The 14,021-nt window shown below is 67.8% G+C and carries 10 protein-coding genes; 3 read left to right on the forward strand and 7 right to left on the reverse strand.

The window, feature by feature from the left end; translation table 11 throughout:
• Positions 1 to 15 precede the first annotated feature (15 nt).
• The 4 genes from LJ760_RS03680 to LJ760_RS03695 all read right to left on the reverse strand — a co-directional run bounded on the left by LJ760_RS03680 (position 16) and on the right by LJ760_RS03695 (position 5,480).
• Positions 16 to 1,605, reverse strand: coding sequence for an acyl-CoA synthetase (locus tag LJ760_RS03680; RefSeq protein WP_227919387.1), 1,590 nt, complete (start codon positions 1,603 to 1,605; stop codon positions 16 to 18).
• A 4-nt stretch (positions 1,606 to 1,609) separates the two neighbouring features.
• On the reverse strand, positions 1,610 to 2,620 hold the full coding sequence (locus tag LJ760_RS03685; protein WP_227919388.1) for an ABC transporter substrate-binding protein: 1,011 nt from the start codon (positions 2,618 to 2,620) through the stop codon (positions 1,610 to 1,612).
• Positions 2,621 to 2,901: 281 nt separating this feature from the next.
• Positions 2,902 to 5,088, reverse strand: coding sequence for a 4-alpha-glucanotransferase (gene malQ / locus LJ760_RS03690; protein ID WP_227919390.1), 2,187 nt, complete (start codon positions 5,086 to 5,088; stop codon positions 2,902 to 2,904).
• A gap of 65 nt (positions 5,089 to 5,153) precedes the next feature.
• Positions 5,154 to 5,480 carry a DUF6221 family protein gene (locus LJ760_RS03695; protein WP_227919392.1) on the reverse strand — a complete coding sequence of 109 codons (327 nt, stop codon included), beginning with the start codon at positions 5,478 to 5,480 and terminating at the stop codon, positions 5,154 to 5,156.
• 113 nt (positions 5,481 to 5,593) lie between these two features.
• Here LJ760_RS03695 and LJ760_RS03700 point away from each other — a divergent pair, with 113 nt between their 5' ends.
• Positions 5,594 to 5,827 carry a hypothetical protein gene (locus LJ760_RS03700; RefSeq protein WP_227919396.1) on the forward strand — a complete coding sequence of 78 codons (234 nt, stop codon included), beginning with the start codon at positions 5,594 to 5,596 and terminating at the stop codon, positions 5,825 to 5,827.
• Between the two features lie 24 nt (positions 5,828 to 5,851).
• Here LJ760_RS03700 and LJ760_RS03705 read toward each other — a convergent pair whose 3' ends face one another.
• Positions 5,852 to 6,616, reverse strand: coding sequence for an SDR family NAD(P)-dependent oxidoreductase (locus tag LJ760_RS03705; RefSeq protein WP_227919399.1), 765 nt, complete (start codon positions 6,614 to 6,616; stop codon positions 5,852 to 5,854).
• Between the two features lie 187 nt (positions 6,617 to 6,803).
• On the opposite strand from LJ760_RS03705, the gene LJ760_RS03710 reads away from it, so the two are divergent.
• Positions 6,804 to 8,450, forward strand: a complete 1,647-nt coding sequence (locus LJ760_RS03710) for an AMP-binding protein (protein ID WP_227919402.1) — start codon at positions 6,804 to 6,806, stop codon at positions 8,448 to 8,450.
• Here the strand turns inward: LJ760_RS03710 and LJ760_RS03715 are convergent.
• Positions 8,447 to 11,914, reverse strand: coding sequence for a bifunctional proline dehydrogenase/L-glutamate gamma-semialdehyde dehydrogenase (locus LJ760_RS03715; RefSeq protein WP_227919404.1), 3,468 nt, complete (start codon positions 11,912 to 11,914; stop codon positions 8,447 to 8,449). The two genes, LJ760_RS03710 and LJ760_RS03715, sit on opposite strands and share 4 nt — an antisense overlap.
• Before the next feature lie 139 nt (positions 11,915 to 12,053).
• Between LJ760_RS03715 and LJ760_RS03720 the strand changes: the two genes are divergently transcribed.
• Positions 12,054 to 12,953, forward strand: coding sequence for a LysR substrate-binding domain-containing protein (locus tag LJ760_RS03720; protein ID WP_227919408.1), 900 nt, complete (start codon positions 12,054 to 12,056; stop codon positions 12,951 to 12,953).
• A gap of 239 nt (positions 12,954 to 13,192) precedes the next feature.
• On the opposite strand, the gene LJ760_RS03725 is transcribed toward LJ760_RS03720, so the two are convergent.
• Positions 13,193 to 14,020 (reverse strand): hypothetical protein, encoded by an 828-nt coding sequence (locus LJ760_RS03725; RefSeq protein WP_227919411.1) that lies wholly within the window; start codon positions 14,018 to 14,020, stop codon positions 13,193 to 13,195.
• Position 14,021 lies beyond the last annotated feature (1 nt).

The following is a 14,021-nucleotide window of genomic DNA, read 5'->3' on the forward strand; positions in this document are numbered from 1 at the left end:
TCGTTTGTGCTGCAGTCAGTCCGAATACTGCCGGCGCAGTTCGGCCTTGCGGATCTTTCCGCTCGCCGTGCGGGGAAAGTCCTCGACCATCGTCACCGTGCGCGGCACTTTGTACCGGGCCAGGCGGCCGAAGAGGTGTTCCTGCACTTCTTCGGCCGTCAGTGCGTATCCCGGCCGCAGGCTGATGACCGCGCGGGGGACTTCGCCCCATCTGCTGTCCGGCACCCCGATCACCGCAACGGCAGCCACGGCCTCCAGCTCCGCAATGGCCTGCTCGACCTCGGCCGGATAAATGTTCTCCCCGCCGGAAATGATCATGTCCTTCAGCCGGTCGGAAATGAACAGGTACCCGTCGTCGTCGAAATAGCCCATATCCCCGGACCGGAACCAGGCGTCCTCGGCATAGGCTTCCGCGGTGGCGTCGGGCCGGTTCCAATAGGAGCGGATGACGTTGGGTCCGGAAATCTGGATCTCCCCCACCTCTCCCGCCGGGAGGACGCCGCCGTCCGGACCCGTGATCCGAACGTCGGTGAAGAAGTGCGGCAATCCGGCGGAACCTGCCTTTTCCCTGGATCGGGCGGCCGGAAGCGCAGTGGCGCCCGGGGCCGTTTCAGTCATTCCGTAACCGTTGGAGAAGGACAGGCCGCGGGCTTCATAGGCTTCCAGGACCCGCAGGGGCACTGCGGATCCGCCGCAGGTGATGGTGGTCAGCGAGCTGATGTCCCGCTTGTCCCAGTCCGGATGTTCGCACAGCATCTGGTACGTGGTGGGCACGCCGCTGATGTAGGTAGCTCCATACTGTTCAATCGCGGCGAGCGTGCGGCCCGGTTCGAACCTGGTTTCCAGCACCACCGTGCCGCCCTTGAGGAGCACCGGCAGCACGCCCATGTCCAGGGACGCGACGTGGAACATCGGGGAGATCATCAGTGCGACCTCCGTCCCGGACACGTCGTAGTCGACCAGCACGTTGTAGCAGTTCCAGGCCAGGTTGGAGTGGGACAGCAGGGCGCCTTTGGGCCGGCCGGTGGTGCCGGAGGTGTAGAGGATCATCGCCCCGTCCTCTGCCCCGACCGGCAGGTCCAGCCGGTCCGGGGGCGCTCCGGCTATCACGGCGTCGAAGTCGGACACATGTTCTCCGCCCGATCCGGCCGGATCGTCCGCGTCGGGCGCCGCCGGGGCGTCGGCCACGGCGCCGTCGGCCACGGCGCCGTCGGCCACCTCCAGCCGCACCGCCACCGATGTGCCCGCTGACCCCAGCTGCGCCAGCCGGGCGAGCGCACCGGTGTACACCAGCACCGAGCTGCCCGAATCCTGCAGCGCGAACTGAATCTCGGGCGGCGCCAGCCGGGTGTTCAACGGAACAAAGACGGCGCCCAGCGTACCGGCGGCAAAAAACGTCTCCAGGAATGCGGGATGGTTATCGCCGAGGAAAGCCACCCGGGAACCGTGCTCCACCCCGGAGGCACGCAGTGCCTGTGCCAGCCGGTTGATGCGCTCGTCCAGCTCCGTGTAGCTGATGCCCCTGCCCTGGAAGACCAGTGCCGTCCGGCCGGCGGACTTCAGGCGCCGGCGGTGTATCCATGATCCCAGCCCCTGATTCTCCATGGCACTACTGCACCGTCATCGCATCGACGTCCGGTTCCTTTGCCACAAACTCGTACTTCAGCATAAGTGCGCCCAGGTCATCCAGCTCGTCGCTTCGGAGTTCGCCGTCGAACTCCTCCATCTTGAGGTTCTCGGCGATTGCCGCGTCCATCCCCATGAACGTCGGAAGGGTGGCGCGGACGCCGTCGACGTCGCCCTGCGCCTGGGTGAGCGTTTCGGTGACGGCCTCCTTGAAGGCCGTGACGGTTTCCTCGTTTTCCTCCGCATACCGGCCGGAGGTAAACGTGACCATCGTGGGCATCCCGGGGATCGCCTCCTGGTTCGGATAACCCACCAGGACGTAGTCGGGATTGGCCAGGGCGCGGCTCAGGAAAGGCTCCGGCAGCCAGATCGCGTCTGTATTGCCTCGCTCGAGCGCGGCTTCCATATCCTGGAACGGCAGTTCGTTGAAGTTGATCTGCTCCGGATCGGCGCCGGCCAGGGCGGCGCTTTCCATGATGGTCAGATCGCCCTGGGTATTGACCGCGTTGACGGTGGTGGTTTTGCCTTCCAGATCGGCGAAGGACGTGATCCCGGAGTCGGCGCGGGCCACCACACCGTTGATGTCGTTGCCTTCTGCGAGGGAATTGGAATACCCGGACACGATCTTCATATCCAGCCCTTTGTCCTTGGCCACCATGACCGACAGCGGGTTACCCACGGCAAAATGGATGTCGCCGGTGGAGACCGCCGGCAGCATGGCTGCCCCGCCGGTGCCGCGCTGGAGCTCGATTTCCAGCCCGTGCTTCTCGAAAATGCCTTCGTCGATGCCGTACTGCATGGCCGAGGACGGCGCGATGGACAACACCCCCACCACCACCTGCTGAAGTTCACCGCTGCCGGAACTTTCGCTGCCCGACGGCGACGACTCGGCGTCTGATCCGGCAGTCGAACCGGAGCAGCCGGTCAGTGCCAGTGCCAGCAGAACTCCGCCTGCCGCAGCAGTGGACAGTTTCCTGGTGATCGTGTTCCTCATGACCTACCTCTTCATTGTGGTGGTAAGAGTGGTGCCCTGGCCGTTACCCGGACGGGGATTCCCTGAACCCGTGCCGGTGGCTGGCTCCATGTCACCCCGGATCGTTGAGAATGTCAACAGTATTTGTTCCTGGATACCGGCAGCGACCCAGGGAGGGCACAAAAAACCGGTGCGGCGGTCCGCAAAGCAGACCACCGCACCGGCGCTCGAACTGTGGCCGCCGCAACGCCCGTCCCAACGCCCGACGGCGGCGGGGGCGGCGAGGGCGGCGGGGTGTGAGCCTAGATCCCCTTTTGCATCAGGGCCGCCAGGGAGCGGAACCTTTCGTTCTGTTCCAGGTCGTCCAGCAGCACCGCTTCGCCGTCGGGACCGCAGAGGGGAATCCGCCAGTTCGGGTACTCATCGGCGGTCCCCGGCTGGTTCTGGGTCTTTTTCTCGCCCACCAGGTCGGCCAGGGCCACGCCGAGAAGCACCGACGGCGTCTGCAGGATGAATTCGTGCAGTGCCTCCACCGTCTGCTGCACTTCTTCGCCGTGCATCTGGCCGGCCACCTGGTCGGAGGCGGATTCGGGCAGCAGCCCGCGCTGCCGGAGCGCATCCAGGACGGCTTCCTGCCCCTCGCTGTCCGCCTTCCGTTCTTCCTCCACCGGACGGTTGAGCAGGCCAAGGGACTCGCGCAGGTTCACGTGTTCACCGGCCAGATAACCGGCCGTCGGCGGGAGGTCGTGGGTGTTCACGCTGGTCAGGGCACCCACCCGGTATTCCTCCGGATCGCGCGGGCCGTCCTCGGTCTGCTCGAACCACAGGATGGAGGTGCCCAGCACCCCGCGCTCCCCGAGGTACTCCTGGACCCACGGCTCAAAGACGCCCAGGTCCTCACCAATGACGACGGCGCCGGCCCGCTGCGCTTCCAGCGCGAGGATGCCGATCATCGCCTCATGGTCGTAGTAGACATACGCACCCTCGCCCGGGGATCCGGCGCCCTGCGGGATCCACCAGAGCCGGAACAGGCCCAGGATGTGGTCCACCCGGATGCCGCCGGCGTGCCGGAGGATGGTGCGGATCATGTCCCGGTAGGCGGCGTAGCCGGAGTCGGCCAGCCGTCCGGGGTGCCACGGCGGCTGGCTCCAGTCCTGGCCGCGCTGGTTGAACATGTCCGGCGGCGCGCCGACGGAGATGCCGGAGGTCAGCACGTCGCGGAGCATCCACGCATCGGCGCCGCTGGGGTGCACGCCCACGGCGAGGTCGTGGATCACGCCGATCCCCATGCCTGCCTTCTTCGCTGCCAGCTGCACGCCCTCCAGCTGTTCGTCGCAGATCCACTGCAGCCACTTGTAGAAGTCGATGCGTTCCTGCAGACGAGGCAGCTGGCGGATCACGTAGTCGCTGTCGGGGCCGGTGGCTTCGGCCCATTCCGGTGCGCCGGGGGCCAGTTCCTCGGCCAGGGCGCACCAGCGGGCGAAGTTCTCCAGGCCCTGACCGGCGTCGGCCTTGAAGGCGTCGAACTGTTTCTGCCGGCTCGGGCTGCGTTCCACCTGGTACACGTCCTGCAGGACGCGCAGCTTGGCCGCGTAGCTGGCGTTGCGGTCCAGTTCCGCCGCGGAGGTGTTCGCCGGGTACAGGGATCGGGCCGCCTCTTCAGCGGCCTGCCGCTGGCCGTCGGTCAGGTACGCGTATTCCGGCACGGCTTCCACCCGGATGTACAGCGGGTTGAAGAACCGCCGGGTGGTGGGAAGGTACGGGGACGGCTCAATCGGCGGAACGGGTTCCGCGGCGTGCAGCGGGTTGATCAGGACAAACCCGGCGTCGTAATCCGTGCCGGCGACGGCGGCGAGATCCGCCAGGTCGGTAAGGTCTCCGATCCCCCAGGACCGGGAAGAGCGGACCGAGTAGAGCTGGGCCTGCACACCCCAGGCGCGATCCGTTTCCAGTTTGTCCGCGGTGTCGAGCCGGTCGGGGGTGACCACCAGAACGGCACTGGCGGAGATGCCGCCGCTTGCCGCTTCAAGCCGGTGCCAGCCCAGCTCCAGCCCCTCGGGCAGGGGAACCAGGGTGCGGGCCACGGCCGAGCCGTCGATCTCCCGTTCCTCCTCGGGCTGTTCCGGCCAGGCGAGTTCCTGTTCTGAGCCGTCTTCCAGCCGCAGGGTCAGTTTCGCGGTGCTGCCCGGCGGCAGGTGGACGGGCACGCTGCCGGGCTTGCCTCGGCGCACGACGGCGGTCGGCGGCAGCGTGCGCTTCCAGGCGGCTGCCTTTGACTCTGCGAGGGACCGTTCCAGGTCCTGTTCCGATTCGACGGCCAGGCCCAGTGCGGAGAGGACGCTGCGCAGCGTGGAGTCGGATACCTGCTGCTCGGAACCGTCCCAGCCGGTGAAGGTGGTGGCTACCTTGTGAAAGTCGGCAAGCTGGCGGAGGAGGCCGGCGGCGTCCGGATCAGGGCGGGCGGACGGGGCTTTTGGCTTTTCACTCATGGAACCAATCTATGGCCCGCAGGACGCCGCCGCACCTTCTTCCATCGCTGGCAGCGAACGTCCCGCTAGGGGCGTTCCTGCGTCAGGCGCCAGTTGTCTTGGAACTCCGGATGGTCCTCGTGCACGGCGGCGAGGGCGGACAGCGCCAGCCGGGTCCACTCCAGCTCCTCACGGAACTGGGGATCGTCGTCGGGGTCCACGATCATGCGTGAGAGGGCATGGCGGCGCGCACCTCCGATGATCTCGATGAGCATGAGCTTGGTTTCGCATTCCTTCAGCAGCCTCTCCTCATACCAGCGGTCGGAGAGCGAAACGTCGGAAGATGCCAGTAGTTTGCGGGCCTCGGAGATGTCTTCTTGGAAACGCGTGACCAGGAAATCCACGATATCCATGGCCGAATCCTACCCGGCGTACTGCCCGCCGGTCAGTGGTCCATGCGCGAACGGGAATATTTAACGGCTATGCGCTGGTTAGTGTAAGTATCAACTAATTGAGGAGATGCCTTTTGCCGGTAGCCAATACCAACTCCCCCGCAACGACAGCACGTGCCAAGCGCGTGCGAAGCATCCGTTCCCTCCGCCGCGGAGACATCGTTGAAGCACGCAGCGGCGGAACCACCTATTTCCACGGCGAGGTCCAGGACACGGCCCCGGGCCTGTCCACCGTCTGGATCCGCGATGAGTCCACCGGCCTACGGACTGCGGCCAGCATGGACGATTTCAGCCTCTGGAAGCTGTAGCCACACCCCCGCTGCGGAAACCGTTCACCGGTCGATCAGGGCGCCGGCGCTGATGTTCAGCGTTGCGGCGGTCATGGTGGCAGCCCGGTCCGAAGCAGCGAAGGCCGCCGCATAGCCAACATCCTCCAGGGTGGCGGCGCGGCCCAGCATGGTGGAGCGAATCATGGCGTCGGCAATCTCGCCGGCGCCTTCCATGTTTTCCGGCAGGGTTTCCGGGACGCCGCCGCTGCGCAGGGTCACCACCCGGATCCCGTAGCCCCCCAGCTCGCTGGAAAGCTGGCGGCGCATGGACTCCATCGCTTCAAAGGCGGCCTGCAGCCCGCCCAGGTACAAACCGGGCACCGGGTCACCCGAGCCGCCGAAGACCAGGATCACCCCCGAGCGCTGGCGCATCATGTGCGTCGCGGCCGCCTGCGAGGTCAGGAAAAAGGTCTGGACGGCGGTGGCGACAGGCCGCAGATAGTCGGCGACGGACATTTCGGCCATAGGCGTTCCCTGCACGTCGCCGTGCTGGATCACGTTCATGGAGATATCGATGCTGCCCGCGGCGGCCGCGACGTCGTCGGCATGTTCGCGAACCGCCCGCTCGTTGGTGGCGTCCAGCAGCGCCGTGTCCACCGTCCCCCCGGCATGCCGGATCCGATCCGCCACGGCCTCGAGCGGCTCCGGCGTGCGTCCTGCGAGGAAGACCCGCGCCCCTTCCCGGGCAAAGGCCTGCGCCACGGCGCCGCCGATGCCTCCGCCGCCGCCGTAGATCACCGCGTTCTTCCCGCTGAGCAGCTGCTCCATGGTCCCGCCTTCCCGGTTGCCCTGCCGGTCCCGGCCCGTCGCCGCCGGCCACGATCGCTTTCGGTCCCCATCATGGGCCGCTGCCCGGTGAGGACACAATGTCCCCCGCTAAGCCGACGTCGGCCTAGCATGGAGACTACGGCCGGGAGTGATCCACGGCACATGGAATGGAACGGAGCCGCATAAGATGTTCAACCCCCTCACTGTCCAGGAACCGGTGGCGCCCGCCGCACTGCTGTGCGACCGGCACCCCGCTGACTCTGTTGCCTTCACCGTCATTGAGCAGGACCTTTCGTCCACCGACCTGACCTACGGAGAACTCCAGGCGGGCTCCGAGCGGGCCGCGGCGGCCTTCGCCCGGCTGGGGGTGCGACGCGGGGACCGGGTGGCAACCCTGATGGGCAAGAGTGGTGACCTGGTGACGGTGCTGCTGGGCCTGTGGCGCCTGGGCGCCATCCACGTGCCGCTGTTCACGGCATTTGCCACGCCGGCCATTTCCGTACGCCTGTCCGCCAGCGGTGCCCGACTGGTGGTGGCCGACGAAAACCAGCTGGCCAAGGTGGCACCCCTCGTGCCGGAGCTGGGCCTGACGGTCCTGGCCGCCGGCACTGGCGACGCCGGTGCCGCGGGCGAAGCCGCCGGTGCCGCGGGTGCGGTGGATGCCCTGAACTGGACACAGCTGCTCTCGGCCGAACAGCCGGGAATGCCGGCGGCAGTCCTGGACCCGGAGGAGGTGCTCGTGGAAATCTTCACGTCGGGCACCACCGGCGCACCGAAGGGCGTGACGGTGCCGGTTTCGGCGCTCGAAGCGTTCTCCGCCTACTTCCACTACGGACTGGACGTGCAGGAGGAGGACGTGTTCTGGAACGCCGCCGATCCGGGCTGGGCCTACGGCCTGTATTACGGGATCCTCGCTCCGCTGGCGGCGGGCCGCCGAAACCTGCTGCTGCGCGGCGGCTTCAGCGCGAAGCTGTGCTGGGAGGTGCTGGACCGGTTCCGCGTCACGAACTTCGCCGCGGCGCCCACCATTTTCCGCTCGCTCCGGGCCGAGGCGCCCGACGGCGTCGGCCCCCTGGCACTGCAGCGCGCCTCCAGCGCGGGCGAGCCCCTGGACGCGGAAACCATCAGCTGGGCCACGCGCTGCCTGGGTACCGCCGTGCGGGACCACTACGGGCAGACGGAAATGGGTATGTGCATTGTGAACGGGTGGGAAGACTCGGTGTCCCGCGAAATCCGGCCCGGTTCGATGGGCCACGCCCTGCCCGGCTACCGCACCGAAGTGCTGTCACTGGAGGAAGACACCGCGGCCGCACCCGGCGAGAAGGGACGGGTGGCCATTGACGTTCCGGCCAGCCCGCTGATGTGGTTCAGCGGGTACACGGACAACCCGGAGAAAACCGCCGAACGCTACAGCAGAGACGGCCGCTGGTATTACACCGGAGACACCGGTTCACGCGATGCCGACGGGTACACCTACTTTTCCGCCCGGGATGACGATGTGATCATCATGGCCGGCTACCGGATCGGCCCGTTCGAGGTCGAATCCGTGCTGGCCACGCATCCGGAGGTAGCGGAGAGTGCCGTGATCGGGGTTCCGGACGAGCTGCGCGGAGAACGGCTGGAGGCCTACGTGGTGCTCCGCTCCGGCTCCGGCTCCCCCGAGCTGGCGGCGGAACTGCAGCAGCTGGTCAAGACCCAGTATGCCGCCCATGCGTATCCGCGGGCGGTGCACTTTGTGGAGGAGCTGCCAAAAACGCCGAGCGGAAAGCTGCAGCGTTTCCTGCTGCGTGCTTCCCGCTCGGCGTCGGATTCCGAACCTCCGGTGAACGCCTAGATCAGCGCATCCGAGAGGAAGTTCGGCGTTCCGAAGCGGTGCGCGGTGATGCTGACGGCCTGCTCATGCAGGAAGGGCAGCAGCTCCAGGCGGCCGGATTCGGTGACGGGCTGGGCGTAGACGGCAATGTCCGGGGTGCCGCCGGTGGCTTCGGCCAGCGCCTGCACGGAGCCGCCGATCAGCCGGATCCGCCCTGACGTCAGCGAAGCAGCGGAAGCCAGCCACGCGGCGTCGTCCTGAACCCGGAACTGCAGTCCGAGTTCGGTCAGCACGGCCCGCAGGCCGGCCGGGAGGTCGACGGCGGTGGACACGCTGACTGCCGATCCGGCGGTCAGCGCTGCGGCCAGGACCCGGACCAGCAGGGCTGCCGGCTGGCCTTCGGCGAGGCGGACGGTCACCGGAACGGGTACGTAGCGGAAGACATTCCGCTCCGCGGACAGGGCGGACACGTCCTTGGCGGTCCCGAATTCGCCGTTCCAGGCACGGGCGTCGCTGTTCGCGGCGCGGCGGAGGAACGCGGCGTCGTCGGCGGTGAAGGCCGAGCCTGCGGATTCGGCGGCAGCGACAAGGCGTGCAGCCGGCGCCGCGGCGGGCAGCTCGGCGGCGGCCGCGTCGGACGTGCCGTTTACGGCTTCCCAGTTGCCCAGGCCGATCAGGTAGTTCGGGCCGCCGGCCTTGGTGCCCGCACCCACGGCGGACTTCTTCCAGCCGCCGAACGGCTGGCGGCGGACGATGGCGCCGGTGATGCCGCGGTTCACGTACAGGTTGCCCGCCTGGATGCGGTTCAGCCAGACGTCCATTTCCGCCGGTTCGAGGGAATGCAGCCCGGCGGTGAGGCCGTAGTCGATGTCGTTGGCCATGTCGATGGCCTCTTCGAGCGTCGCGGCGGTCATAACGCCCAGGATTGGGCCGAAGTACTCGGTGCGGTGGTACTCGGAACCGCGGCGGACACCGGTGCGGATGCCCGGGCTCCACAGCCGGCCGCTTTCATCGAGCTGTTCCGGCTGCAGCAGCCAGGTTTCGCCCTCGCCAAGCTCGGTGAGGCCCTTGAGGAGCTTGCCGGCGGCAGGCTCGATGACCGGGCCCATCTGCGTGGTGGGGTCTTCGGGGTAGCCGACCTTCAGTGACTGGACGGCGTCCACGAGCTGGTTCCGGAAGCGCGCCGACTTGGCCACGGAACCGACCAGGATCACCAGGGAGGCGGCGGAGCACTTCTGCCCGGCGTGCCCGAAGGCGGACGCGGCGACGTCGCGGGCGGCGAGGTCGAAGTCCGCGCTGGGGGTGACGATCACGGTGTTTTTGCCCGAGGTTTCGGCCAGCAGCGGCAGGTCGGGGCGGAAGGAGCGGAACAGTTCGGCGGTCTCGTAGCCGCCGGTCAGGATTACGCGGTCCACGGCCGGGTTGGAGATCAGCTGGCGGCCGAGTTCGTTTTCACCCAGCTGGACGAGCTGCAGGACGTCGCGCGGAACGCCGGCTTCCCAGAGCGCTTCCACCATGACCGCACCGCTTCGCGCGGACTGGCGGGCGGGCTTGATGACGACGGCGGACCCGGCAGCCAGGGCAGCGAGGGTCGAGCCGGCCGGGATGGCTACCGGGAAGTTCCACGGCGGGGTGACCACGGTCAGGCGGGCCGGGACGAAGCGGGCGCCCTCCACGTTGTCGAGTTCGCGGGCGAGCTCGGCGTAGTAATGCGCGAAGTCGATGGCTTCGGAAACCTCGGGGTCCGACTGGTCCAGGGTCTTGCCGGTTTCGGCGGCCATGACCTCCATCAGATCGGCTCGGCGTGCCTCGAGGACTTCGCCGGCGCGGTGCAGGACCTCGGCGCGTTCGGCACCGCTGAGTGCACCCCAGGCCTTGCCCTTGGTGACCGCGGTGTTGATGACGGCGTCGAGCTCCGCCTCGGTGCCGACGGCGGCAGCGGCCACGGCGGCCTTGCCCAGTTCGGAACCGGGGACGCGGGCGAGGATGCCCCGGCCCCAGGCCTGGTTGGCGGGCAGCGACGGATCGCTGTCCGGGGTGTTGTCGAAGCTGTCCGTGGCCGCGGCCACGGCGGGAAGGTTGCGGTCCTGCACACGGTGCGGGGCGGGAACGGCGGTGTCCAGGTTCTCCAGCGAGGCCAGGAAACGCAGCTTCTCGCGTTCGAACAATGCCTCGTTGTCGGCCAGTTCGAACACGGCGGACATGAAGTTCTCCGAGCTGGCGCCTTCCTCCAGCCGGCGGATCAGGTACGCGATGGCGACGTCGAATTCAGCGGGGTGCACTACCGGGGTGTAGAGCAGCAGGCTGCCGACGTCGCGGCGCACCACCTCGGCCTGGCCGGCGGCCATGCCCAGCAGCATTTCGAATTCGATGCCGTCCCGCACGCCGCGTTCCCCGGCCAGCAGCCAGGCGAACGCGACGTCGAACAGGTTGTGTCCGGCGACGCCGATCCGCACGTTCTTGATGCGGTCCGGGTGCAGGGCGTAGTTGATGACGCGCTTGTAGTTGGTGTCGCTGTCCGCCTTGGTGTGCCAGGTGGCCAGCGGCCAGCCGTGCAGGGAAGCTTCCACCTGTTCCATGGGCAGGTTGGCGCCCTTAACCACGCGGACCTTGATGGCGGCACCGCCGTCGGCGCGGCGAGCGGCAGCGAATTCCTGCAGGCGCATCATGGCCGAGAGGGCGTCCGGGAGGTAGGCCTGGAGCACGATGCCGGCTTCCAGGTCCTTGAACTCGGGCTGCGAGAGGATCCCGGTGAAGACCGCCATGGTCATCTCCAGGTCCTTGAACTCCTCCATGTCCAGGTTGATGAACTTCTTCACCGGGGACTGCGCGGCCCGGCGGAAGAGCGGGGTCAGGGATTCGATAACGTGCTGCACGGCCTCGTTGAAAGCCCATGCGGAGTGCGGCGCCACGGTGGAGGAAACCTTGATGGAGACGTAGTCGACGTCGTCGCGGGCCAGGAGGGCGTGGGTGCCTTCCAGCCGGCGGGCTGCTTCGTGCTGGCCGAGGACGGCCTCGCCGAGGAGGTTCATGTTCAGCCGGGTGTTGTCCTTGCGGATGCCGGCGATGGCCTTGCCCAGCTTCGCGTCCGTGGCATCGACAATCAGGTGCCCGACCATTTCGCGAAGCACCTTGCGGGCGGCTGGAATGACAATCTGCGGGACCACCGGGCCGAGGATGCCGCCGGCGCGCACGGCCGCGCGCATGTACCAGGGCAGGAAGCCGGGGACGCGGGGGGCCAGGGCGGCGAGGTTGCGGGCTGCGACGCGGATGTCTTCGGGGCGCACGACGCCGTCGACGAAGCCGACGGTGAAGCCCAGGCCGTCCGGGTCCTTCAGGACGCCGGCCAGCTGCGCGGCGGAGGCGTCCACGGGGACGGCCGAGGCCTCGGTCAGCCAGCGGCGGACGAGGGCTACGGACTGCTCTGCCAGCCCGGCGCTGGGGGCGGCGTCGGCGCTGGCGCGGTCCTCAAAGGTATCGGTCATGAGTTGGTGCTCTTTTCATCTAACAGGTAGTTATCCCCCAAAGGTACTGACCCAGTATCCGCCTGTTGTTCAATTAGATAAAGCGATCTTTTCCGACCGATACACTTTGGCTCTGCTTACTAATCTGAAAGGTGCCCGCGTGCTCGATATCCGCCGGCTGCGGCTGCTGCGCGAACTCAAGGTCCGGGGCACGCTGGCCTCTGTTGCCGCGGCCCTGAACTTCAGTCCGTCCTCGGTGTCGCAGCAGTTGGCCCTGCTGGAGAACGAGGTAGGGGTGCCCCTGCTGCGCAAGACCGGACGCCGGGTCACCCTCACGCCGCAGGCCGAGATCCTGGTGGACCACGCCGCCGGGATCCTGGACGCCATGGAGCGGGCGGAAGCGGACCTGGCCGAGTCCCTGACCACCGTGGCGGGAACGGTCCGCGTGGCCGTCTTCCAGTCAGCGGCACTGGCCCTGATGCCGGATGCCCTCACCATCCTGGGGCGGGACTATCCCGAGGTGCGGATCGAAATGACCCAGCGCGAACCCGAAACCGCGCTCTATGAAACCTGGGCCCGGGATTTCGACCTGGTGATCGCCGAACAGTACCCCGGGCATGCCGCACCCCGGCATCCCGGCCTTGACCGCGTGCAGCTCACCACGGACGCCATCCAGCTGGCAGTGCCCGCCGATTCCCTGGATGCCGGGGACATCCGCTCCATCGCGGACACCGCTTCCCGCGCCTGGGTCATGGAACCCCGCGGCGCCGCCTCCCGGCACTGGGCAGAGCAGGCGTGCCGGCAGGCCGGGTTCGAGCCGGATGTCCGGTATGAAACGGCTGACCTGCAGGCGCAGATCCGGCTGATCGAGTCCGGCAACGCCGTCGGCCTCATGCCGGAGCTCGTGTGGACCGGCCGCACACCGACGGTCCGGCTCCTGGATCTGCCGGGCCGGCCGCGGCGGACCATCTTCACATCGGTCCGGGAGGCTGGGAGCAGGCGTCCGGCCATTCTCGCGTGCCGGGAGGTTCTGGAGCGGACGGCCCGACTGGTGTCCTAGGTGTGCTCTCTGCCGGTGTGGGGGGCCTGCCGGCTGGGGGGGGCCGGTTGGGAATTCTCCATCGGCTTGGGGAAATCCCTCGGTGGGGGTTCTCCTGCCGGTTGGGGGTTTTCCTGCCGGTTTGGGAAATCCCTCCGCTGCGCAGTGGCAGGGTTTTCCCAAACCGGTCGATTTGACCCAAACCGGAGGGTTTAGGCCGGCGTGTAACCGTGACCGTCGGTGCGCACCGCCTGACCGCCCTACTGCGGTTCCTCCGGGCCGGGGTTCACCCCGGACCAGCTGGCGGCGCCCCCGGAGTTGGGAAAGACGGTTGCCTTCATGGCCCGGTCCCCGGCTACGCCGCCCGGAACGTAGTAGGCCGACAGGTCAGAAACGTTGGGGTCGTACGGCGCGTAAAGTCCCGGCGCCAGTGCAACCACCTGCCCGTCGACGAGCTTGCTGTCGAACCAGGCGGCCACCCGGTAATCCACAGAGGCAGCATTCACGATCAGGGGGTAGCCCGGGAACGCGGCGCTGGCCTCGTCGGCTTTGGACGGGGCAGGCGCAGCAGGTGCCGCCCCGGCGTCGCCGGCCGTGGCCTCATAGGGCGCGCACTGGGCCAGGATCTCCGAAACAGCGTTTCTCCAGGCATAGATATCAAAGTGCCGGGCGGAACCGGAGTCCTCGGCCACCGGCATGGCGCTTTCAATCGGAGCTGACAGCTCCTTGAGCAGGGCATCCATACCCTCCGGGGCGCTGTCGGCAATACCGCGGACTTCCGTGTTGAGCGCGTTTGCACCCGTGCCGTCCGAGCCCTCAAAGCCAAACGTCGAACCGTTGTCTTTCACGAAATAGATGGCCCGGTAGAGGGGGCCGTTACCGTCGGTCCCGAGGAGCTTGCGGCACGTTTCCTCTGCCGAGTCCAGAGCCACCGTTTCGGCGGTTGACCCGGCAGCTGCTGCGGCGGGTGCAGGGGCGGAGGCTGCGGCGGTTGCAGGGGCCGAGGCAGCTTCGGGCTCCGCCGCTTCTGCGCTGCAGCCGGTGACGAGCAGCAGGGCCAGGACCGGAATGGCTGCGGTTTTTCTCATG

It is taken from the genome of Arthrobacter sp. zg-Y895 (genome assembly GCF_020731025.1).
In the GTDB taxonomy this organism is placed as follows: domain Bacteria; phylum Actinomycetota; class Actinomycetes; order Actinomycetales; family Micrococcaceae; genus Arthrobacter_B.